Raw genomic sequence first — 22,651 nt, forward strand, 5'->3', positions numbered from 1 at the left:
GATCAGTCCTTCGCCGAATCGTTGGGGACAGGCCGACCGCCCGGCGCCAGCCTACCGGGAATCTTCAACAACTGTTCCGCAATGATTCGGTTCCCAGTCGCGTTGTAATGCCCCACCCCGAATTGGCCGTTGTGAAATCCTCGTGGCCAATCGCCCGCGTGGGCCGCCGCGTTCATCGCGTCTCGCGCGTCGAGAACGTCAAAACCATGATCCGCACACTGGCGGCGGAATCGTTCAAACAACTCCTGATTCGGGTCATCGAACTTGGTTTCACCATCGATGATCGCGGGAATCAACGGCGCGTAGACAAAGATGCACGGCGCGTCGCATTGTTGATGCAGCCGTTCCAACTGACGGGAGAATCGATCTGCCAACGTTGCATTGGATACCCTCGCACGGGACGACTGGGACTGGCCGGACGCGGTGGGGCCGCGTGGCCCGTGGAGCGGACCGGGGCGAAACCTCAGCCGACGACGCGTCGTTCCGTCGCCGGTCGTGACGAGGTTGCGCGCCGCTTGAATCAGGAAGGCGGGAAACATCTCGCTGATTTTGGATCGCGATGGATTCAACCCATCGTCCACGCCACCGATCTCCACCGTCCAGTCGGACCACTCGGCAACCAGGAAGACATGCGCGTCAATTCCGACCGCATCGTTGTCACTCAACGTTGCGATCTGTGCAATCCAGTCGTTGCAGTCGTCGCCGCTGCGCGCGAACGGATAGACGTGGATCGGATCGGAAGACAATCGTGCGACCTGGGCCGCGATCTTGTCTCGATCATCGACACAAACCCCTTCGGCCTGGGAGTCTCCCCAGAGCGCCAGACGCAGTCCGCCGCGATCATCGCGATCCAACGCCACTTTTCCCGGCATCCCCAACGGTCCGATCTGCGTTGTCGCATACCCTTCACTACGCCAACGGTAATTCGATCCCGGTTGCAGCACCGCGACTCCACGCGTCGGGTCGTCGATGCGTGGCACGTAGCTGCGCACGAACCAGGGTGAAGTGACGGCCACCAAAGCGGTTCCCAGCAGCATCCCGACGAACCATCGACGCAGCATCACTTGCCCACGGCAGAAGGAATCGGAGAAATCATCCCAGCCCCAGAGGGGCTGTCGGGCGGCGCGATGCGAAGCATGGTGGAGGAAACGTGTGAGAGAAGTCAGGCGACACGTGCAGCTATAGGATACTCAGATCGGATCAACGCCACAGGTCCCACCCACACGCCACTGGCTGACGGCCAATGCCGCATACTTTGCACCAAGCGGGGTGTTTTTTGCAGCGGTAGGGCGCGAGCCCTCCGGTCTTGCACGGTGAAACCGGACGGCTCGCGGGCTGTCGGTTTTGTGAGCCGCGACGCGCAAGCGGCCGGGCACTGTGACGTTGCCCGAGGCCTTACGGCCAGCGGCTCACCATTAACTCAGCAGAACCCGACTAAATCGACAGCCCGCTCGCGCCGTTCCGCTAACACGTTCAGAGCCAATGCCAGCGGGACGCGTCAGCGAGCGGTCCGATTGGTGTATGATTTGGGGCACAAACGATGATTTGCTTGTCTACGTGAGTCCTTTTGGATGATCATCCCTTACAGCACCGACGCGCCTCTCTATCACCTGCCTTGGGTCACGGGCAGTTTGATCGTCGCGAACATCGCCGTGTTCTTTGCAACCACCTTCCAGGTCTTTATCGGCACCTGGGAACCGGAGCAGATTGATTGGTTGTTGATTCAATTCAACCAAATCAATCCGCTCCAGTGGCTGACGGGCAGCTTCATGCACTTTGACCCGTTCCATCTGATGGGCAACATGTTCTTCTTGTTCTGCTTCGGTCTGGTGGTCGAAGGCAAAGTCGGAAATCGTCGGTTCTTGGCCATCTATCTGCTGTCCTGTGCGTTGATCGGTGCAGTGGTGCAGATACCGATGTTCTTGATGGGCAGCGAAGAAGCGGCCGGTGGTGCGTCGGGGGCGATCTCGACCTTGATGGTGATCGCACTGATTTGGGCGCCGGAGAACGAGATCAGTATCTTTTACTTCTTCTTTCCTTTCGTTGGGACGGCCGAACCACGCATCGTGACGATCTGCGTGTTTTTTATCGGCCTGGATGTCCTCTCCGTCGTGTTCAGCGGGTTTGCGATGTCGGGCGCCATGGGCCACGTGATCGGTGCCTTGATGGGGTTTCCGATCGGAATCTACTTTCTGAGAACCGACGAAGTGGATTGCGAAGGCTGGGACGCCATTTCTCGCAACGATTGGTTGCAGCAATACCCTTTGCTGTACGGCGAAAAGCAACGAAAACGCGATCGCGACAAGCATGACGAAATTGAAAACCCGGTCGAGAAGGCGTTGCAGGTGACCGGCGGCGATGTTTCGAAAAGTCAATGGATCGGCCTGGCATCGACCAAGCGGAAACCCAAAACGCCATCACGCTCCCCCGTCGCACCGGCCGCTGCGGCGAAAAGGAAGACGCGCAAAAAGAAGCGGCAGACATCCGAAGTGTCGCCGGAACGCGTGGCCGAGAAGTGTCAGGCCCACCCCGAATTCAATCGCCTGGCCTACGTGCTCCGTCAGAGTCTGCAAACGAACAATTTGCCGGCGGCGCAGCAGGCGTTCTTGCGGCTGGACACGCTTAAAGTCGGCGCGGGTTTAGGCGAGACGACGTTGATGCGATACGCATCGGATCTTTGCACGCAAAAACAGTGGGTCAACGCAATTCGCCCGCTCGCCATCGTGGTGGAAAAACAAGGTTTGCTGGCCGACGACGCTTGCCTGCGGCTGGCACAGATTCAATTGCGAGTGCTGCAGCGCCGCGACCACGCCATCGCGACGCTGGAAAAGATCGTGGCACCGGAAGACCAATTGATCGACGCAGAAAAGAAAGAACGATTGCGCAAACGCGACGAACTACTCAGCCTGGCCCGCGGCGGGTAGTGGGGTAAGCATCCTGCTTGCCACCGTCCCAGGCTCCGCCTTACGCCGTGAACGATTTGTTAGCGGCAGGGCGCGAGCCCTCCGGTGTGTTGGCAAAGATGCGCAAGCCGGCAGGGCTTGCGGGCTGTCGATTGAGTGGAATTGGTCGAGGCAATGGTGAGCCGCTGGCCGTAAGGCCTCGGGCGGGCGCCTGGATGCCCGGCCGCTTACGCGTCGCGGCTCACTCACTAAACCGACAGCCGGCTGCGCCCTGCCGCTAATACTTCGTCACGCACGGCGTGACCTACAACGCCGCTTTGAATTGTTCCAGCTGACGAAGCATCGGTGGTGAGAACGGGTCGAGCTTGATCGCTTGTTCCTGCGTGATGACCGCTTCTTCGATCCGGCCGAGCGCGAAATAGCAACGGGCACAGGTATCCAGACGCGCGGCGCGGTACATCAAGTCTTCCGAATCGAGAAATTCCAACGAGTCCAGACTGCATTTCAACGCGCGTTCATAGTCGCCTTCGGTGTTGGCGACCAACCAGGCGTATTGGTTGTACGCTTCGCCCAGTTCCGCCTTGTAGTCTTCCGGCTTGATGATCTTCTTGCGGGACTCGATCCGTGAGATTCGCTGCTGGAGCGCGTCCCGATTCTGGACGATCTGTTTGATCACCGACGGCTTCCAATCGGAGTCGTCGGGATCATCCAAGCGATACATCCGAATCAGGATGTCGATGTTGTCGTTGTCAAATCGATAGGCGAGTAGAAGCTTGCTTTTGACTTCGTTCAACGTCTCTTGATCGTCGCCGTGTTTCTCCAGCAACGCGAGTCCACTTTCGTACTCGTAAAGACTTCGGATCCGGCTCAAACTGATCTGCCAACGCGACATGCGCGACTGGTAAAGGCGATCTTTTTTTGCCCGGTCGGCGATCGGGAACAACACCGTTGCGGCGTCTTCGTGCCGCAATTGTTCGCTGAACATGCGGGCCAATTCCTGACGCGCGCTGACGCCGACGATCGATTCGATATCGCAATGCTTGATGATTTCCCGGTTCTCCCGTTCGGCCCACTCGAAACGTCCGCGCGAACGCAGCAATAGCGCGGCTTGATAGTGGGCGTACGCGATTTCTTGCAGCTGGTGGTCGGTGATCGCGTTTTCGACCGCTTTCGGTTTTTCCTCTTCACCGGGTTCGGTGGCATCATTCGCGACGATTTCGGGTAACGGGTTGATCTGCAACGCGTCCGAGGCGAGTTCTTGGGCCAGCTCGCTTTGGCCGATTTCGTCATAGGCTTGTGCGGCCGAATAGAGCAGTTCGGCGTTTTCGCCAAAGGTGTGTTGGTGCCGTTCATAGAGTGCCACCACGATCGGGAATAACCCCTGACGAATCGACCACCCGGCGTGCTCGGACAGATCACGTGTCGCCGGCGCGATCAGATCGATGTGCTCCATCACCAGCGACAATGCCGCCTGGCGCGCGTCTTCGGCCAGCGCCCTCGTTGCCAAGACGCGGATCATCTGCATCACCGATGCGGACGTGACGTCGGGACTGACCCCCGCATCGACCTGCCTCCGCTGCTGCCGGACGAGTTCCTCCCATCGCTCGGGTGAATAACTTCCCGCCTGCAGATCCTTTGCGTAGGCCAGCAACCACTGGGACGAATCACGATCGTTTTCTCCGATCACCGCTTCAATCCGCTCGGCCAACCGACGTCGGCCGACCTTCTCGCGCCCGAGCGGCTGTTTCAGGACCAGCATCGCCGCGCGACGGCTGAGCGGTACGCTGGGATCAAATCGCGCCAGTCTCGCCAACGCTTCGACCCCCAATTGGTCCCGTAAACGGCCGAGCAACTCAATCCGCCCGAGTCGGTCGGTTTCGCTTTGGGCGCCGTATTCACTGAGGATCTCTTGGACTTCTTTCGGATCCGAGTCCTTGGACCAACTGACTTGCAGACTGCTGATCAGATAGCGGGCGGCCGACAAAATCTCGCTGTCGTCATGATTCTGGGCCTCGCGAAGGGCATCAAACGCTTCCAGCCCGTACATTTTCAGCTGATTCCGGGCCCGGATTCGGGTGGCGTAGCTGTCGCTGCCGAGTTTTTCAATCAGCTCCTTGATCAGCTGGTCGGTCGTTTTCGCCTTGTCATCGGCCGCTCCGTCACCGTCAGCCGCCGAAACGACGCCGCTGGTGCCCAGGCAAAGCCCCCCACAGATCAAAAGGGTGGCGAACCAGGTCCAGACTCGGCGGGAATCGTGTTGCAAAGGTTGGAGCATCTTTCCGACGGGCCGACGAGGAAATTCAGTTTGATTGACCGGTTGTATTCTATCGATTCCGCCAAAATTGTGCAGCTGGAATGCCCGGCTGGTTGCCCCGGTGTCCTAAAATCCACGCCGGAATGCCGTGTGCTCGCATGTTTTTCTCGATCGCCTGGGTGCCGGATGCAGAATTCTGGGCGGCCGCACGGTGTCGACGGCCAAGAATCGCCCGCCGCAATCGAAGTTCCCAGCGAGCGATCAACCAGCTATTATCCCCGCATGAACTGGCCTTTCGCCAGATCTCCCCCCCCTTTCAAGTTGATCCGTAGCGACGAATGACGCGAAAATCGAAGAATTCGAACGACACCGGCAAAGCCGCTAAAAAAACACCCTCGCGTGCCGAGTCGGCGACCGATGATCGCACGCCGGAGCAACGGTTCGGCGATTCGATTCGCACCTCCGCCCAACGGGAAACCGTCGAAGCGTTTGTGGTCGCGTTCGTTCTGGCGCTGCTGTTTCGCGCTTTTGTCGCCGAAGCGTTTGTGATTCCGACCGGTTCGATGGCGCCGACGCTGATGGGGGCTCACAAGGATATCGATTGCCAGCAGTGTGATCATCGTTTCCAAATCGGTGCCAGCAAGGAGCGTCGTGGGCCGTACCAGGACGACACGGTGGTCGGCGGTATTTGTCCCAATTGCCGCTACGTCAACAACCTGGATCTGGCCGAAAACAGCAACGCCACCACCTTCAATGGCGATCGTATCCTGGTCAGCAAGTTTGCCTACACGCTCAGCGAGCCCGAACGTTGGGACGTGATCGTGTTTAAGTTCCCTGGGAATCCGAAGCAGAATTACATCAAACGTCTGGTCGGGCTGCCCAACGAAACGATCAGCGTCTTTCATGGCGATGTTTACGCGGCACCGACCGATCAACCGACCTCGGATGTCATCCTCCGTAAACCGGCCGACAAACTGTTGGCGATGCGGCACCACGTCTATGACACCGACCAGCAATCCGATTTGCTGATCAAATCGGGTTACCCAAGCCGAATCCAACCCTGGCGTGAAAACACCGCGGCCCCGCCGGAGGACTCTTGGGAAATCGAACGCAGCCAAGCCGGCTTGGTCGCCACGGTCGAACCCATGAACGAGACCGAGACCCATTGGTTGCGCTACTTCCATCGCTGGCCGACCGACAACGAGTGGAACATCGCTGCCAAAGGCGGACCGCTCAATACGGTTGCCCCCTACAGCAGTCGACTGATCACCGACTTCTACGCCTATGACTGTTACATCACCGTCCCCAGTCGCGATGTCTACGAAACAACACCCTCCAACGCTCGTTGGGCCGGGAAGCCGCCATGGAATCCCGATTACCAGTCGGGTGGTTCATTGGCTCAGTTCCGTGGCGATGCTCGATTCGGCGAGCGCGGTTTCGCCGATGATGGTTTGCACTGGGTCGGCGACCTGATCGTCGAATCCGATGTGACCGCGTCGAGCGAATGCAAGGAATTGACGCTGGAATTGATCGAGGCCGGGGTTCAATACCAATGCCGCATCGATTTGACCAACGGCAACGCCAAACTTGCCATCCTGGACGGAGACCAACCGTTGGAGTTTTCTACGGCGGACGGCAAAACAACGTCTTCGGTTGAAGGTGCCAGCGGGGCTCGGGCCGGCGATACGTTCTCGGTCCGATTCAGCAATTGTGACGACCAGTTGTTGCTGTGGGTGGACGACGCCCTGGTTGAATTTGACGGTCCGACGACGTTTGATGCCCGAGCGTTTCGCGGCGACGGCGAAGCGTATCCGCGGTACAAATCGGCCGTGCATCCGATGGACGCCGCCCCGGTCGGCATCGCGGTGCGCGGCGGCGCAGCGACGATCGCCCGGGTCAAAATTGATCGCGACAAGTATTACGTCGCGACCGACAACAGCTCGTTCGGCATCTTTGACTACGACATGAACCAGCTGTATCAACTCGCACAGCAAAACGTCAGCTTTCGCGACATCCAAGATGTGATGGCGCGACCGGACCTCTGGGAACAATTCCCCGCGTGGCAAACACGTCGCAAAGTGACGTTTCGCCTGGAAGAAGATCAATTCTTTCCAATGGGCGACAACAGCCCCGAAAGTCTGGATGCTCGATGTTGGGCCGGCACAAAGCTGGGCGCCCGATTGCCCGACCGGTTCCGTGATCAAGCCTACGCGTTCGCCGATGCATCCTACGTCCCACGCGATCTGTTGGTCGGCAAGGCGCTGATGGTGTTTTGGCCACACCCCTGGAACTCACCCGTCCCCTTCACCCCCAATTTCGACCGCTTCCGGTTCATACGCTAGTGCTTTGTCAGCTTTCAATTTTCGAGCCTGCGTTTGTCGAGCGGAAAAGGGGTCAGGTACCAAAAACCAAATGGCCCGCAGGGTGCTTCGCATTTTTGGTACCTGACCCCTTTTCCGCGGTACCCTAAGAATAAAAGTTGACGAAGCACTAGCCGCCGAAGTGGCCCGGTCATCAATCATTCTCGAAACGGATTTCAAGTGCGATGAGTATCGATCACGACGAGCCCACGACGGTTCTGGAAGCCACCGATCTGCAAAAGACCTACGGCAGACGCCGCGTCGTCGATGGGGTCAACCTGTACGTCGGCAAAGCGGAGATCGTCGGATTGTTGGGGCCCAATGGAGCCGGCAAATCGACCAGTTTTCGGATGATCTGCGGCATGATCCAACCCGACCGCGGCCGTGTCTATTTGGACGGACGCGACGTCACCGATTGGCCGATGTTTCGCCGTGCCCGAGACGGACACATGGGTTACTTGCCGCAAGAACCCAGCGTGTTCAAGAAACTGACGGTCGAACAAAACATCTCGGCACTGCTGGAACTGTTGGGGATGGACCGAAAACAACGCAAAATCCGCACGCAAGAGTTGCTCGAAGAGTTCAACATCACGCATATCCGCAAGAGTCGAGCTGCGGGGCTGAGCGGCGGTGAACGACGCCGGCTGGAGATCGCTCGGTGTCTGGTCTCGGATCCGAAAATTGTGATGCTGGACGAGCCGTTTGCGGGGATCGACCCCGTCACCGTGCAATCGATCCAGGGCGTGATCAAGCAATTGCGTGATTCGGGGATCAGCGTTTTGATTACCGATCATGCGGCCCGCGAAATCTTGGGCACGGTCGACCGCTGTTATGTGATCTACCAAGGCCAAGTGTTGATCGACGGGACACCCGACGAAGTGAAACGGCACCCCAAGGTCCGCGAAGAGTACTTGGGGGACATGGATGGGGCCGAGCGGATCGCGGAAGCGATCGATGAGCGCCACGCAGAGGCCCCCGTGGCCATCGCGGCAGCTCCCGCGAACGTCCAGTCGGCGCAAGAAAAGTCACTCGTACCGCCACCGCACTTCCGTCAAAAGCGCGCCCTGCGACGGCGCACGAATGTTTCGGACGTCTAAGCCACGCCGCGATTCGTTAAAACCCCCCTTCCCTGTTCGGCGGTCTCGACACCCAAGAATCGGCGCGTCGTGCGCGTGATCGGATTCGTACACCGCTAGCGACTTGGAACTGATTCATCGAGATCGGTGAAATCGATCGTATTCAGTCGATCGGCGAGTTCCTGGGATAGAAAGGGCGTGAAAAGTCCAACAACACCGCCGGCAACCATTCCGATCACCAAATTGTATTCGGAAGGGATGACAGACAGGCAAACGGTGAAGGCCGTTACGCCCAGGAGACAGCCCAGAGCCAGAGCCACCCAGAGATTGCGAAAGAACCGCACCGGTATCGAGCAAAGCTTGAGCCTCTGACGCAAAAACTCGTCGATGGGTTGTTCGTTGTCTGCCCAAACAAGGTTCTGTGGGTAGACCGCCTCTTGGCAATGTTCGCAGAACAACCGGGAGCGACTATCACCCGTGTAAACAGGATCGTTCAACTGACGATACCACTCCCCTTGCGCAACGTAAGAGCGGCCACACTTCACATGCCTAAATTCTCGATAGGGTTGCATCAGCTTGTGACTCAGTCCATTCGATGGTTGTTTCTTAAAGCTCGGACATGATCGGCGATCGAACTTCACAAGCGGAGAAACGGGAATCGATCGGACGCTCAAACTCTGTTGGCATTGGGGTGGCCATGGAGAGCACGTCATTAGAACAATTCACACCGAAGGAGGCCAGCAGCTGGCGAAACCACCCCCGTCCCCTTTTTGGCTTATTTGGTCAGGACCAACTTGCCTTGGCGGGTGCTCTGCAGGCGGTAGAGCTTGCCTTCGTACTCGATCCAAACCTCGTCCCCGCAACGCGAAAGATCTGAAAAACGCACGATCTTGCGGAGCGAACTCTCAAGATTCGTCGCCGCCAATTCCGGCGGATTGGCGTTCGAATCATCGTTGGGATTGGAAGACATGGGGTAGGCCGAATGGGAAGGGCCCCACTACAAAAACAGCGTGTTGCGAGTGGGTCTCAATAAGAAAACCGCTTCCAGCAATTTTGTCAACATTCGTTGTGAAAACTTTTTGATCTGCGTTTTCCCGATCCATTCGCGAGTGCACCGTTCCCCTTCACTAATTCTTGGGCTCAGGTGGGCTTTCAAAACGAAATCACAACGACTATCTTCTGTTTTGTTGAGACCTATTCTCAATAGCTTTCAAAGGTAGCAAGCCAGGCATAGCGACGCTGCGATCGGTCGTCCGAAGCGACGATTCCGCACCGCAGTCGCTCAGCGACCCAGCAAGCGAGAACGAAGCTTCGACCCCCGTCGCACTGGGCGACGTGTGGGCGATTGTTCTACTTGCATCGAGAGGTCAATGCTGTGCGTTGGTGTCAGTTTATTTGTTTGGCGGTCGCCATCGGCTTCGGGTCGATCGGCACCGGATCGGTTGCGACTGCAGCCATCTTCACCCCCGGCGAGTCGGTGCCGGATGTCAACGGCGAGGTGTTCACGTGGTCCGAATCGGCCGCCAACAGCAGCTTCGTGTTCTGGGACAGCTTCGACGATTTCCCCGGCGGAACGACGCCCGGATTCCTGCCCGCGGGCACGTCCCCGACCGCCAACGAAAGTTTCGGGGATGGCGGGCCGATCAGCTCGCTGACCTTTGAATCGAACCAGTCGTTGGCCTCCAGCGGCAACGCGTACGGCGGTCTGTTTGGGCCCGGCGACAGTTCGAGCTTCTTGACCGATGCCTACGCGACCGTCCGCTCAGGAACCTCCGGCGGCGGATTCACGCGGATCGTGGCGCAGTTCGAAACGTTGGGTTCCGAGCTGGATTACTCGTCCGTCTTGCTAAGTGCCTCGGCGGCCACCGCTGGAACGATCGCACCGAGTTTGGTGCTCGAAACGGCACGCGTTTCGTTGGGCGGAACGTTTGGCGGTGAAGGTGTCAGCTATCTTGCGCTGTGGGATTTGGATTCGTCGCAGGCCGAATACCGGTTCGACTTCAACGCCCAATCCACCAGCATGTCGCTGGACCAATTTCGAATCGACACGTTCACCCAAAACACCCCCTTTATCACGCCGTCGGCGGTGCCGGAGCCCGGTGGCTTGGCGGTATTGGCTGTCGTCGCCGGCGGGATGGTGCTTCGTCGCCGGCGTCGGGGGAGTCTTCGGGGACCGCGTCAATCGACTGTTCGTTCACCCCAACGGTTGCCGCGAACGTCGCGCGACGCGTTCACGCTGGTCGAGTTGCTGGTCGTGATCGCAATCATCGGAATCATGGTCGGTTTGTTGTTGCCCGGGGTCCAAGCGGCGCGGGAAGCGGCGCGGCGGATGTCGTGCAGCAACAACTTGAAGCAAATCGGGTTGGCGATGCACAACTATGACGATGTCCACGGAAATCTGCCGCCGAGTGCGCTGGGGGTTCGCGTCGGAGGAACGAGTCGCCGGCCTGTCCAACGCGGCGGATTGACGGCATTCGTTGCAATTTTGCCGTTTGTCGAAGAAGACGCGTTGTTCCAGCAGTTCGACCTGAACGCCGATGCATGGTCCCCGCAGAACGAGGCGCCGGCGAAGAAAACTCCGGAAGTGTATTTGTGTCCGTCGATGTCGTTGCCCGATAGCGGCGGAACGCCCGACGGCTACTCCAGCTATGCGATCTCCACGGGAACCAAAAAGTATCGCAACCAAATCCACAACGGCGCGATCGTTGATGCGATGAATGTGTTTCAGAGCGAACGAGTGATGGCGGGCATCCCCGAAGCCTCGTCGTGGCTGACCTGGGTGGACGTGGATGACATCTCCAACGCCGACGGAACCTCGAACACGCTGCTGGCCGGCGAGTTTGGCGTCCAGGTTCGCGAGACGTCGTCATTACCTTTCCCCTATCCGGGATCGGGCGGTCAAAGCGCGGGCAAGTGGGCGGTCAGCTATCCATATCATTCCAGCGCGACGACGTTCGGAGTTTTCAACGCCAACGAAATCTCGCTGTTTGATATACCGTCCTATGAATCATTCCGGGGCCCCCATGCGGCCGGCGTCCAGTTCCTATTGAGCGATGGAAGCGTGCGTTTCTTGACCGAGTCGGTCGATGCGGTGACGTTGCATCGCCTGACCAGTCGCAACGATGGAGAAGTCATCGACAAGGCCCCCTGGTAATGAATCACAACCGTCCTGTGCTCAACAACCTGCCCTACTCGGCTGCAACGTTTTGTTTGACGATGGTCGCTCTGGCCGTCGGATGCACTCCGCCTTCACAACCGAGCGTCACGGCCACCGGAACGGTGCACGTTGGCGGCGAACCCCTGTCCGGGGCCGTCGTCACGCTGGAACCGATGCGGCAGACGACGGGCCCCAATGCATCGGCACCTGTGTTCGACGGAAAGTTCCAGGTCCCCGCCGCTGCCGGGCTGCACGGCGGGACCTACCGCGTCCGCGTGGCGATGATCCCCGCAGAACTACTCGGCGGACTTCCCGCCCAGCAAGCGGCGTCGTTGCCGCCGGCTGATGCGGTGATCGATCCCGCGTTCGACGCCGAAAGCCAACTGACTTGCGAATTGAAACCCGGCCAGCCGAACGTGTTGGCGTTTGCGGTCGAGTTTTTGAAATGACGATCGGATGGATGAATCGCGGTAGCGGGTATCAGGCGATTGGTCCGGAAATGACAGGCTGGAAGCCTATCCCACGCGTTGACAGGCTGGAAGCCTATCCCACTTTAGTAACCAACCCAAAAAAGAAACCAAAATGAAACTTCTTGGACCGTTTGATGTCACCGTCGCTTCGCGCGTACTTTCGGTTGCTCTCTGCTTGATTCTCTCATCAGCCGCCGGCGCGCACATGCCTTGGTTGGCGACCGATGACGAAGGCCATGCCGTCTTGTGGTTTGGCGAATCACCGGCGGACCGGACCTACCACATGCCGGGCCCGATCGCCGCGATCCAGCTTTCCAGCGGCCAGACGACTCTCGCGACGACCGAGATCGACAGTGATGCGTTGATCGGGCTGCGCAGCACAAAACCGATCGATCCGACGCACGAGATTGCTGGCAGCGTGACCTATGGGCTGTATCATGACACCAAGTTGACCTATCACGTCGAACACTTGCCGCACCTTGCCCCCGGTGGTTGGCCGGACGAACCGCGATCCGACGCTCCGTTGCAGTCGATCATCACGGCGTCCAATGGCGGAGGCATCCAGGTCACGGTATTGCGAGACGGCAAGCCGGCAGATGGTCTGCAAGTGAAGCTGTATTGCGAAGACGGTCACGAAGAAGCATCGGACAAGACGGACATCGCGGGGATCGTGACGTTCAAACAGCAAGTCGTGGAACCGGGACTCGGCGCGATCGTCGTGGGGGTGACCGACGAGCAAGCAAGTGGGACACTCGATGGAAAGCGATACGGCAGCACGACCGATTATTTGACCGCGACCTTTCGAATTCCCGGCAAGTCGTCTTCGTCCGCACCGAAAGAACGCCCCAAACGCGAACCCCAACGACCGGTCATGGAAACTGACAGCAGCGTCTCGATCGGCCCCGCCCCCTTGCCCGATCTGCCCAAGGAACTGACCAGTTTCGGTGCGGCAATCGCAGACCAGACGCTTTACGTTTACGGCGGTCATACCGGCGACGCCCATTCATACTCGACCGCAGAGCAATCCGATCGGTTTTGGAGCCTGGATTTGACGGCGGGAAAAACGGGGCAGTGGAAATCATTGCCCGGCGGACCGTCGCTGCAAGGGTTGGCGTTGGTCGCCTATCAGAACCGGTTGATTCGGATCGGCGGATTCACCGCCGTCAACGAACTCGGCGAAGAACACGATTTGCGTTCACAAGCCTCTGTCGCCAGTTACGACCCCGCATCGAACGCTTGGACGGATTTGCCGCCGCTTCCCGAAGCCCGTTCGTCGCTGGACGCCGCGGTCCTCGGTGATCGCGTGTACGTCTTCGGCGGTTGGAAGTTGGACGGAAAGAGCGCCGAGAGCCAATGGCATTCCACTGCATGGTCACTGGACTTGAGCGATTCTGCGGCGCAATGGCAGCCGGTGGCCACGCCGCCGTTCAAGCGACGGGCGATCAGCGTCGCCGCCCACGATGGGAAATTGTACGTCATCGGCGGTATGAGTTCCGATGGCAAACCGACCACACGCGTGGACGTCTATGATCCGAAAGCTGATTCATGGAACCAGGCGCCGTCATTGCCCGGTCGCGGCATGTTGGGTTTCGGTGCGGCATCCTTTGCCAGCGGCAAAACACTCTACGTCAGCACGATGGACGGAATGCTGCATCGTCTGTCCGGCGATGGGCAGCGTTGGGAAACGATTGCCAAGAGCGATCGGGCCCGATTCTTTCACCGCATGTTGCCGACCGGCGAGGGTGCGCTGTTGATGGTCGGTGGTGCGGACATGGAAATCGGCAAGTTCACAACGATCGACCGGATTCAGATCGGCGATTGAACCTCATTGGGCCGCTTCATCATTCTGCGTGTAGACGCCTTCGCTGAGGACGACCGCGGGGGCGATGAAGGAGAGGCCTTGAGTGTTGGTCGTGTCGACCATCACGGTTTCGACCACGGGCTGGGTGACTTTGGTCCCGGCCTGCCACTCGACGATGAAACTGGCGCCGGCGCCGCCCATCTTGTCATCGCGCGCGATCACAAATTCGGTCGCCGCCAGCGGAGCCAGACGCAGCGGCTTTTTCAGCAGCGATCGCAGTTCTTTGCCGGCGGTGTCAAAGTAGCGTGCCGAGGTGATCGCGATCTCGTTGGTGTCGTCGGTGTTACGGATGTTCAGCGTCACCGTCAGCGGATACGGCTCTCCCTTTTGGTGATAAACATGGGAATAGGCGGGCACGTACAGCCGTTGTCCTTCGACCGGATGCCAGGGCAACGCATCGACTTCCATCCGCGCTTCATCGCGCAGACTGGGCGTTTGATAGGGAATACTGCCGGCGATCGAACGCAGCCGAAATTCAACAAAAATGACGATCAGGATGATCGGCACGACGACCAGCAGAAAGATCAATAACTTGATCTGTCGAGAGATCTTTTCGGCCTGTTCTTCGGTAATTCGATTCGACACGTCACTTCCCTGGTTGTGGTTTCCCATCGTCGCTACCTATTCCTTTGAAGGTAGCGACAACGAGCGGCCGATTCAATCGGGGAAATCTTTATCGGTCAATTCCCCGCCCCTGACGGTTCGAGCGAACTGAATCGCTCAATCAATCGGTATCGTGCCAGCGAGTAAGTGTCAGCGGCGTTAGCCACGCGGACGATTGGCAATCTCCAGAGTGATCGTGGCAGCATAGCTGGTGTACTCGTATTCCTCCGTCTGCTCCTCGTCCGCGGTGTAATTCGAACGGCAATCCATCGGGCTGTGAGTGGGTGTGTCGATCGATCATGGCAGCATCCAACGCATCGGCAACCCAAAAAAGACGCTTTGCCGGTTCGAACACTACGCACCGGTCTGTCGTGATTCATCACCCGCTGCAGCGACACGACAACGCGGTGGATTCCGGGTTGGGAAACGGTGATTGGAGTGGTCCAGTAACCTTCCTTCTCGGCCGCCGCGGTTGCAAAGAACCGCGTTTGCAAACTGGAACTCGTTCCGTCAGGCGTCCACCTGGCGATGCGGTCGACTGCCGCATTACGCCGACGTCGCGCCTTCGGCCAACAGCTCCGGCTCTTCCTTCGATTCCGGGGGGGCGACTGGTTGTTGGGCCTGCGTTGTGTCGGTCGTCCGGCTTTGCGTCTTTTGGGCAAACCGTCGCAGCAGCACATAAAACACCGGCGTCAGAAACAATCCGAACAGCGTCACGCCCAGCATGCCGCTGAACACGGCGGTTCCCAGCACCCGTCGCATTTCGAAACCGGCTCCGGTTGCCACCAACAGTGGCACGACGCCCAAGATGAAGGAAAATGCGGTCATCAAAATCGGACGCAGTCGCAACCGGCAGGCGGCGATGGCGGCGTCGAAGCGGTTTTTGCCGGCGTCCTCTTCCGCTTTGGCAAACTCGACGATCAAAATCGCGTTCTTGCACGCCAATCCGATCAAGACGATGAAGCCGATTTGCGTCAGCACGTTGTTGTCCATGCCTCGAAACCAGACTCCGACCAACGCGAACAACAGACACAGCGGCACGATCAAAATGATCGCCAGCGGCAACAGCCAGCTCTCGTATTGGGCCGCCAATGCCAGGAAGACGAACAGCACGGCCAAGGGAAACAGGAACACGATCGTATTGCCGGCCCGTTTTTCTTGAAAGGCGATTTCGGTCCACTCGTAACCGAAACCGGGCGGAAGCTTTTGTTCCGCGAGCGATTCCATGGTCGCGAGTGACTGGCCCGTGCTGAAACCCGGTACCGTCGTTCCGTTCAAATCGGCCGATGGAAACAGATTAAAACGCACCAGTCGGTCTGGTCCGGCGGTTTGCTGGACGTCGACGACCGATCCCAGCGAGACGCTGGCACCGCGGGCACTGCGGGTGCGAATCTTGACGATGTCGTCGGCGTCGTCACGGAATTCCGGTTCCGCTTGAGCGGTCACGCGATAGGTTCGCCCCAAAAAGTTGAAATCGTTGACGTACATCGATCCCAGATAGATCTGCAATGCGTCAAACACGTTGTTGACCGGCACGTCCAACATCTGGGCTTTGGTTCGATCGACGTCTGCATACACCTGCGGCACGTCGGCGCGCAAATTGGTGAACACCTGCGTCACGCCGGGCTGCGCATTGGCCGCGGCCAGCATGGTCCCGGTGACTTGGTTCAACGCATCGATTCCGGCTCCGCTGCGATCCTGGACATACATCTTGAAACCACCACCGCGACCGATGCCGCGAATCGGGGGTGGCGGAATGATCAAGATCTGGGCCTCGTTGATTTCAGCGACACCGCGCCGCATGTCGGCGACGATCGCCTGGACGCTTCGTCCCCGTTCGGCGCGCTCCTTGGCATCTTCCAGCGGCAAGAACGTCACCGCGGCGTTCGGTTTGATCGTGAACGTTGCTCCGGACAGGCCGGCGATCCCGACGGCATGCTTGACGCCGTCAATCTCTTTGCCGATTTCCGCCACGCGGCGGACGACGGCGTCGGTGCGTGAGAGCGACGCCCCGTCGGGCAGGTTGATGGCAACAATCACATAGCCTTGGTCTTGATCGGGAATAAAGCCGGTGGGAACCAACCCGAAACTCAGCCCCGTGAAAACGAGCAGAACGCCGTAAAGGACCATCGCGATACCGCTCTTTTTGACCAACCGGCCGATGATGCCGGCATAGACATTACTGGAAAAGTCGAACGTTCGATTGAACAGCCGAAAGAACCAGCCGAACAGAAAATCGACGAATCGGCCGATGCGATTTTTCGGCGCATCTTTGGGTCTCAGCAAGATCGCGCACAACGCGGGGCTGAGCGTCAACGAGACGAAGGTCGAGATCGCCGTCGAGATGGAAATGGTCAGCGCGAACTGTTGATAGAACTGGCCACTGATCCCCGGTACGAACACGGTCGGCACGAACACGGCGATCAACACCAGCGTCGTGGCGATCAACGCCGACCCGACTTCGTCCATCGCCTTGTGCGTCGCTTCGCGCGCTGACAACCCCTCCGCGATCAAACGTTCAACGTTTTCGACCACGACAATCGCGTCGTCGACCACGATCCCGATGGCCAGGACCAATCCGAACAACGACAACGTGTTCAACGTGACGCCGAGAAACTGCATGACGGCGAATGTCCCGATCAGCGAAATCGGAATGGCGATCACGGGAATGATCGTGGGACGCCATCCGTGCAAAAACAAGAACACGGTCAAGACCACAAAAATCGTGGTGATGAACAGTGTTTGAAACACTTCACTGATCGACTCTTCGACATAATCGGTTGGGTTGTAAGCGATCCGGTAGTCGATCCCTTGCGGAAACTCCTCGCTCATTGCCTGCATGGTCTGCTTGACTTCCGCCGCCGTGTCGACCGCGTTGGTACCGGGCCGCTGGTAGATCAGAACGGCGATGGCCGATTTTCCATCCAGGTAGCTCAGACGTGAATAGTCTTGGGCCCCCAGTTCGATTCGGGCGACGTCGCGGAGGCGTGTGACGCGGCCATCGGTGCCGCGTTTAACGATGATCTCGCCGAATTCGTCTTCGCGAATCAGCCGGCCTTGGGTGGTGACGTTCAATTGAAAATCACCCGCGTCGTCGATCGGCGGTTGTCCGATCACGCCGGCGGCGACTTGCACATTTTGGCTGCGGATCGCCTCGACCACCTCGCCGGCCGTCAAATCAACGTGGGTCATCTTTTCGATGTCCAGCCACACACGCATCGCGTATTCGTTGCCGCCGGCGATCCGAATTTCGCCGACGCCGTCGAGTCGCATCAGCGCATCACGGACGCGTAGAAACGCATAGTTGCTGATGTAGAGTTGGTCACGGCTGTCGTCCGGCGAGATCAGGTGAACGACCATCAACATGTCGGGAATCTGCTTGGTCGTCGTGACGCCGATCTGCCGCACCTGCTCGGGCAGCCGTGATTCGGCGATCGCGACGCGGTTTTGCACCAACACCTGGGCGTCGTCCAAGTCCGTTCCGAGCTTGAAGGTGACGGTCAGCTGCATCGTGCCGTCGGAACTGGATGACGATTCCATGTACAACATATCGTCAACGCCGTTCATCTCTTGTTCGATGGGCGTGGCGACGGTGTCGGCGATGACTTGTGGTGTGGCTCCCGGATAGGACGCCCGTACCAGCACCGTCGGTGGGGCGACGCTGGGGTACTGTGAAACCGGCAGCGAAAAATAGACGATCCCGCCGACCAGCACGATCACGAACGACAGCACGGCCGCAAAGATCGGTCGCTCGATAAAGAAGTGGGGAAATTTCATGACAGGTGTTCCCCGCTGACGGCGTGTGACTTGGGTGGGCAAGATGCCATTTGAATGGGTTGGCAAGCGGGAATCCGATGCCACGTGGTTTCTGGCAATGGATCGGGGATGGGAGAAATCCACTCGCTCTCGGGAACCGGTTCGTAATCATCCGGCAACCCGTCTTCGACGACTTCAATCGTTCCTTCCACCGTTTGGACTTTTTGATCCGGTCTGGATTGCAACAAGCCTTCGATCACCAGGGTTTCGTCCCCCTGCAGCCCTTCGCGAATCACTCTCAAGCCATCGACGATCGGCCCCGGTTTGATGGGGCGACGCTGGATCGTTTCATCGACGACGACGTAAACGTATTGGGACGATTGGTCCGTTCCGATGGCCGAGTCGGGAATCAAGACGGCTTGGCGGGCGGCGCTGCCGGGGATCCGAACACGTGCGAACATGCCGGGCAGCAAGAGTTGATCGTCGTTGGGAAACACGCATCGGGCGCGCATGCTGGCCGTGTCGATGTCGAACCGATTGTCGACAAAGTCCATGTGACCGCGGTGTGGAAATCCGCCTTCGTCGACCAGCCCGATGAAGGCCGGGTTTTTGACCACCCGCGAACTCGCCCGTTCGCCGGATTTTGCCAATCGCATGTACTTCAACACGTCTTGCTCGCTGGCGTCGAACACGCAATAGATCGGTTGCATTGAGGTGATCGTGGTCAACAGCGAGGACGTGTTTGTCCCGCCGGCGATCAAGTTGCCTTCGGTGACCGCCTGACGACTGATCCGTCCGGTCACCGGAGCCCGGATACGCGTGTACTGGAGATTCAATTCCGCGGTTTCAACGCCCGCTTTGGCCAGCTCGATTTGGGCTCGGGCGGTCGCGATCGCCGCTTCGGCAGAACTGATGGCCGCTTTGGCGGCTTCGATGTCTGCTTTGGCTTGCAAATATTCTGCTTCTCGCTCGTCGACCTCTTCCTGTGACGAGGCACTTTGCTTGTTCAAAACCTTGGCGCGTTTGAAACGCAGATCGGCGAGGTTCAGCTGGGCGTCTGACTGTAACGCTCGCGCCTGGGCTTCATCCTTCACCGCCATCGCTTGTTTCAAACCCGACTCTGCCTGCTGCAGCGTTGCCCTGGCCGCATTCAATTCCGCTTCGAAGGGCCGCGGGTCGATGACGAACAAGAGATCGCCTGCCTGGACGACTTGCCCTTCATCGAAATGAACCGATTGCAAATAGCCGCCGACGCGAGCCCGCACCTCCACCAAATCGACCGCTTCCAAACGGCCCGTGTAGGCGTCCCATTCAACGATTTTTTTGACCACCGGCTTGGCGACCGTCACCGAAGGGACCGGCATCTGCGGCGGCCCCGACGGGGACCGATTACAGCCGACCGACAACAGGATCAGCGCACCGGCACACACGGTGGAACCGAATAATGTTCCACGAATCATCATCTTCACGCCGTTTCCTCAGAAGTAAGTGATGCTGACGTTTTCCGACCAAACACGGCATGGTCAACCGAGAACAGGCCTGGCCCGGTCAATGCCAAGGACACATAGACCAGCAGATACACCGCAGCCAGTTCCTTCGCCTGCCACGGATCCGCCGCATGAACAACAAACAGAGCGACGATCATCGTGAAGGCCAACGGCAGCGAGGCAAATCTCGTGGCGAAGCCGATGATCAACAGCAGCGAGCAACCGACTTCGGCGCCGATCGCCATCACCAGACTCAACGTGCTCCCCATGCCGATCGGGTCGGGAAAACTTTCGGACATTGTGCTGAAACCGTTCAGCTTTGCCAGCCCATGGACCAACATCAAACATCCGATGCCGACTCGCAGCACCAGCAATCCCGCGGATCGTAGTTTCTCGTGATTCAGATTCAACATGGTCTCGTTTTGATTCCCATCGATTTAGACAAAGCCCCGTCACTCACAGGGTTGGTGTTCAAGGGGTAATAACCCGGGGACAGGTGAATACCTTTCTAGAAAAAAGATGATTCGTGAAATAAATGTCGTTTCACACGATGGGAACCAGGTTCGCGCGATGCGATTCGGAAGCGTGTTTCCCGCTGCGATCTCGACGACGCCACTTCCATCACCCTGCGTGCCGGCATTGATGCTTCATCGTTGTTAGCAACTTTGGCGTCGCCACACCCCTCCCCGCTCCGAGCGCACACTCCTCCGCGACCCTCCCAGAGGGAGGGTGACCGTCAAACTGCACGACCCTCCTGGCCGGGAAGGGTGACTTCAGGTGCGAACTTCGTTCATGGTAGAATCCCAAAGCGGGGCTGGAGACGCCCGTGTGAAGACCTTTCGGCGGGGCGATCCAACGATGGCCCAAAAAGATTGAGGCGGTTTACGTCCGCGTTTGGACATCGTCCTTGTGGGAAACGCTGTGAAGCATGGATTGCCGAGTGCTTTGTCAGCGTTCAATTTTCGAGTTGCGTTTGTCGCGCGATAAACACCTTGTTTGACGTCATGAACAATCTTCAACAATTTCTCGCATCGAAAACCTATGCCGTCGCGGGGGCTTCCACACGCCGAGAGAAGTACGGCAACAAGGTGTTTCGGGCGCTGTTAGCGTCGGGGCGCGACGCGTATCCGCTGAATCCGGCACAAGACGAGATTGAAGGTCATCGTGCGTTTCGGTCGATCGCCGATCTGCCGATGGTCCCCGAAGCCCTTTCGATCATCACGCCACCCGCCGTCACGCGGAAGGTCGTCGCCGATGCGATTGCCGCCGAGGTGCAACACATTTGGATGCAACCGGGCGCCGAAGACGAACAGGCCAGCGAGTCCGCCCGCCAGGCCGGCATCAATGTGATCGACGACGGAAGTTGTCTTTTGGTGCTGTTGGCCAGGATGTAACACCGCTCGGTGCGATCAATCCTTCAGCTCCTCTTCGGCGGCCTTGAGCTGCCGCACCAGACGTTCTTTTCTCTCGATCAGTTGTTCGACCGAGGGCCCAAACGCATCGGCCGGTCCGCTTTTGCGCGCATTGATGTCAGCGTCGATCAGCTGGATGGACGTGCGAAGTTGCTCGACCGTCGCGGCCTCTTCCGCTTTGTCGAACGCGATGTCTTCTGCCGTTGGCGTCTTTCTCGGTCTATCCGCAACCACCTTGAGCGTCGGCTGGGGGATGAACCGTTTGTTTTCGGGAATCGCGCGGGTGTTCATGAACGATGGTGAAACGATCTCGATGTCGGCGGCGTGCAAGGCGTCGAGCGCCGCTTGATTCAGACGAGAGCGTGCGGAGATCAGACTTTTGACATCTTCGAGTAACCCGGCCACACGATAGGTGATCGAAAAATCGCCGAGCCCACGTATTTGAACGAAGCAGTCTTTCAGGCCGGCGCCGGAGGCTGCTTCGGAGAGGACTCGGAAAACATCTTCGTGGGGGACATCGTAGCCGAGTGAGATATCGGATTTGATGATCGTGCCCGATGAACGCACCACGCGCATCGGGTGTGTCACCATGTACAGGTTCGGCACCGTCACAAGGTCGCGCAATTCCGTTTGAACTTCGGTGTGCAGCAGTCCCATTTCGGTGATCCTGCCGGTCAACTCGGCCACCGTGATGAAGTCGCCGGGGCGTGCGCTTTTGACGGCCTTCAACATGATGCCGGCCATCATGTTGCCGATAAAGGTCGCCGAGGAAAGTGCAATCGCGGCACTGAGCAAGATGCCGATCAGGCTGAGCAATTGCCCACGCGTTTCGACACTCACCGGCAGGGCCAGGATGACCAACAACAGACCGGCGAATGTCAACAACAGCATGATCAGTTGAAAACGGAACTGAGCGTCCGGATTGTCTTTCCATCTTCGTTTCAACATCCGATCGACCACCACCAGTCCGACCAGGACGACGGCGATGGTGCCGAGAAACGGAACCAGGCTGGACGCGCCGGCGAGGTAACGATGAAGAAGTTCCATGGAGCCGAATTTCCGGTCGATCGCGATGGTATGAACTGGCAATAGCCGTGGAGCCCAAACCCCATGCCGTTGGCGTCAGCGGCTGGTCCAGGCTGTGGGAAGGGAGCGGCTGGAAACCTGAACTATACACCGGATGGTTGCCACGCGGTTCCGATCGCGTCTGTCATTGTCTGTCGAACGTTGTCTGTCGAAAATGAACTGAATTTGTCTACCGGGGCGGTAGTCGCGTTGGTACTCTGAAACGGGGGAATCAAGGTGAATGTTT

Annotated in this window: 16 protein-coding genes; 7 read left to right on the plus strand and 9 right to left on the minus strand. The window is 58.5% G+C overall.

Going from position 1 to position 22,651, the window contains the following annotated elements:
- Positions 1-2: 2 nt before the first annotated feature.
- Positions 3-1,061: an SGNH/GDSL hydrolase family protein gene (locus Enr13x_RS21330; RefSeq protein WP_145388926.1), complete on the minus strand. Its 1,059-nt coding sequence runs from the start codon at positions 1,059-1,061 to the stop codon at positions 3-5.
- 510 nt (positions 1,062-1,571) lie between these two features.
- Here Enr13x_RS21330 and Enr13x_RS21335 point away from each other — a divergent pair.
- On the plus strand, positions 1,572-2,924 hold the full coding sequence (locus Enr13x_RS21335; protein WP_145388927.1) for a rhomboid family intramembrane serine protease: 1,353 nt from the start codon (positions 1,572-1,574) through the stop codon (positions 2,922-2,924).
- A 283-nt stretch (positions 2,925-3,207) separates the two neighbouring features.
- Here the strand turns inward: Enr13x_RS21335 and Enr13x_RS21340 are convergent, their stop codons facing one another.
- Positions 3,208-5,178 (minus strand): tetratricopeptide repeat protein, encoded by a 1,971-nt coding sequence (locus tag Enr13x_RS21340; RefSeq protein WP_145388928.1) that lies wholly within the window; start codon positions 5,176-5,178, stop codon positions 3,208-3,210.
- 317 nt (positions 5,179-5,495) lie between these two features.
- On the opposite strand from Enr13x_RS21340, the gene lepB reads away from it, so the two are divergent.
- Positions 5,496-7,499, plus strand: coding sequence for a signal peptidase I (lepB, locus tag Enr13x_RS21345; RefSeq protein WP_145388929.1), 2,004 nt, complete (start codon positions 5,496-5,498; stop codon positions 7,497-7,499).
- Between the two features lie 203 nt (positions 7,500-7,702).
- Positions 7,703-8,614: an LPS export ABC transporter ATP-binding protein gene (gene lptB, locus Enr13x_RS21350; RefSeq protein WP_145388930.1), complete on the plus strand. Its 912-nt coding sequence runs from the start codon at positions 7,703-7,705 to the stop codon at positions 8,612-8,614.
- Positions 8,615-8,709: 95 nt separating this feature from the next.
- Here lptB and Enr13x_RS21355 read toward each other — a convergent pair whose 3' ends face one another.
- Both Enr13x_RS21355 and hemP read right to left on the minus strand, forming a co-directional pair.
- A complete protein-coding gene (locus Enr13x_RS21355) occupies positions 8,710-9,165 on the minus strand; it encodes a hypothetical protein (protein ID WP_145388931.1) in 456 nt (151 codons plus the stop codon).
- A gap of 203 nt (positions 9,166-9,368) precedes the next feature.
- Positions 9,369-9,563: a hemin uptake protein HemP gene (gene hemP, locus Enr13x_RS21360; RefSeq protein ID WP_145388932.1), complete on the minus strand. Its 195-nt coding sequence runs from the start codon at positions 9,561-9,563 to the stop codon at positions 9,369-9,371.
- A gap of 405 nt (positions 9,564-9,968) precedes the next feature.
- Between hemP and Enr13x_RS21365 the strand changes: the two genes are divergently transcribed.
- The 3 genes from Enr13x_RS21365 (at position 9,969) to Enr13x_RS21375 (ending at position 14,042) form a co-directional block, all read left to right on the plus strand.
- On the plus strand, positions 9,969-11,747 hold the full coding sequence (locus Enr13x_RS21365; RefSeq protein ID WP_145388933.1) for a DUF1559 domain-containing protein: 1,779 nt from the start codon (positions 9,969-9,971) through the stop codon (positions 11,745-11,747).
- Positions 11,747-12,199 carry a hypothetical protein gene (locus tag Enr13x_RS21370; protein WP_145388934.1) on the plus strand — a complete coding sequence of 151 codons (453 nt, stop codon included), beginning with the start codon at positions 11,747-11,749 and terminating at the stop codon, positions 12,197-12,199. Before Enr13x_RS21365 ends, Enr13x_RS21370 begins: the two co-directional genes overlap by 1 nt.
- A 133-nt stretch (positions 12,200-12,332) precedes the next feature.
- Complete coding sequence (locus tag Enr13x_RS21375; RefSeq protein ID WP_145388935.1) at positions 12,333-14,042, plus strand: kelch repeat-containing protein; 1,710 nt, start codon at positions 12,333-12,335, stop codon at positions 14,040-14,042.
- Positions 14,043-14,045: 3 nt separating this feature from the next.
- On the opposite strand, the gene Enr13x_RS21380 is transcribed toward Enr13x_RS21375, so the two are convergent.
- The 4 genes from Enr13x_RS21380 to Enr13x_RS21395 form a co-directional block, all read right to left on the minus strand.
- Entirely contained in the window at positions 14,046-14,666 is a 621-nt protein-coding gene (locus Enr13x_RS21380; protein ID WP_231743681.1) for a DUF3124 domain-containing protein, read from the minus strand.
- A 564-nt stretch (positions 14,667-15,230) separates the two neighbouring features.
- On the minus strand, positions 15,231-18,461 hold the full coding sequence (locus Enr13x_RS21385; protein ID WP_231743682.1) for an efflux RND transporter permease subunit: 3,231 nt from the start codon (positions 18,459-18,461) through the stop codon (positions 15,231-15,233).
- Positions 18,458-19,804, minus strand: coding sequence for an efflux RND transporter periplasmic adaptor subunit (locus tag Enr13x_RS21390; RefSeq protein ID WP_145392548.1), 1,347 nt, complete (start codon positions 19,802-19,804; stop codon positions 18,458-18,460). Before Enr13x_RS21390 ends, Enr13x_RS21385 begins: the two co-directional genes overlap by 4 nt.
- A gap of 101 nt (positions 19,805-19,905) precedes the next feature.
- Positions 19,906-20,340, minus strand: coding sequence for a DoxX family protein (locus tag Enr13x_RS21395; protein WP_145388937.1), 435 nt, complete (start codon positions 20,338-20,340; stop codon positions 19,906-19,908).
- A 591-nt stretch (positions 20,341-20,931) separates the two neighbouring features.
- Here Enr13x_RS21395 and Enr13x_RS21400 point away from each other — a divergent pair.
- The gene (locus Enr13x_RS21400; protein WP_145388938.1) at positions 20,932-21,321 is read left to right on the plus strand and encodes a CoA-binding protein; all 390 of its coding nucleotides are present in this window, start codon (positions 20,932-20,934) and stop codon (positions 21,319-21,321) included.
- A gap of 15 nt (positions 21,322-21,336) precedes the next feature.
- Here the strand turns inward: Enr13x_RS21400 and Enr13x_RS21405 are convergent, their stop codons facing one another.
- Complete coding sequence (locus Enr13x_RS21405) at positions 21,337-22,386, minus strand: mechanosensitive ion channel domain-containing protein (protein WP_145388939.1); 1,050 nt, start codon at positions 22,384-22,386, stop codon at positions 21,337-21,339.
- Positions 22,387-22,651: the final 265 nt, after the last annotated feature.

Source organism: Stieleria neptunia (genome assembly GCF_007754155.1).
GTDB lineage: Bacteria > Planctomycetota > Planctomycetia > Pirellulales > Pirellulaceae > Stieleria > Stieleria neptunia.

Excerpts from the sequence above, each read along its gene's own strand:
- Enr13x_RS21330 (WP_145388926.1), bottom strand. The coding sequence starts at position 1,061 with ATGCTGCGTCGATGGTTCGTCGGGATGCTGCTGGGAACCGCTTTGGTG.
- Enr13x_RS21335 (WP_145388927.1), top strand. The coding sequence starts at position 1,572 with ATGATCATCCCTTACAGCACCGACGCGCCTCTCTATCACCTGCCTTGG.
- Enr13x_RS21340 (WP_145388928.1), bottom strand. The coding sequence starts at position 5,178 with ATGCTCCAACCTTTGCAACACGATTCCCGCCGAGTCTGGACCTGGTTC.
- lepB (WP_145388929.1), top strand. The coding sequence starts at position 5,496 with ATGACGCGAAAATCGAAGAATTCGAACGACACCGGCAAAGCCGCTAAA.
- lptB (WP_145388930.1), top strand. The coding sequence starts at position 7,703 with ATGAGTATCGATCACGACGAGCCCACGACGGTTCTGGAAGCCACCGAT.
- Enr13x_RS21355 (WP_145388931.1), bottom strand. The coding sequence starts at position 9,165 with ATGCAACCCTATCGAGAATTTAGGCATGTGAAGTGTGGCCGCTCTTAC.
- hemP (WP_145388932.1), bottom strand. The coding sequence starts at position 9,563 with ATGTCTTCCAATCCCAACGATGATTCGAACGCCAATCCGCCGGAATTG.
- Enr13x_RS21370 (WP_145388934.1), top strand. The coding sequence starts at position 11,747 with ATGAATCACAACCGTCCTGTGCTCAACAACCTGCCCTACTCGGCTGCA.
- Enr13x_RS21375 (WP_145388935.1), top strand. The coding sequence starts at position 12,333 with ATGAAACTTCTTGGACCGTTTGATGTCACCGTCGCTTCGCGCGTACTT.
- Enr13x_RS21385 (WP_231743682.1), bottom strand. The coding sequence starts at position 18,461 with ATGAAATTTCCCCACTTCTTTATCGAGCGACCGATCTTTGCGGCCGTG.
- Enr13x_RS21390 (WP_145392548.1), bottom strand. The coding sequence starts at position 19,804 with ATGCCGGTCCCTTCGGTGACGGTCGCCAAGCCGGTGGTCAAAAAAATC.
- Enr13x_RS21395 (WP_145388937.1), bottom strand. The coding sequence starts at position 20,340 with ATGTTGAATCTGAATCACGAGAAACTACGATCCGCGGGATTGCTGGTG.
- Enr13x_RS21400 (WP_145388938.1), top strand. The coding sequence starts at position 20,932 with ATGAACAATCTTCAACAATTTCTCGCATCGAAAACCTATGCCGTCGCG.
- Enr13x_RS21405 (WP_145388939.1), bottom strand. The coding sequence starts at position 22,386 with ATGGAACTTCTTCATCGTTACCTCGCCGGCGCGTCCAGCCTGGTTCCG.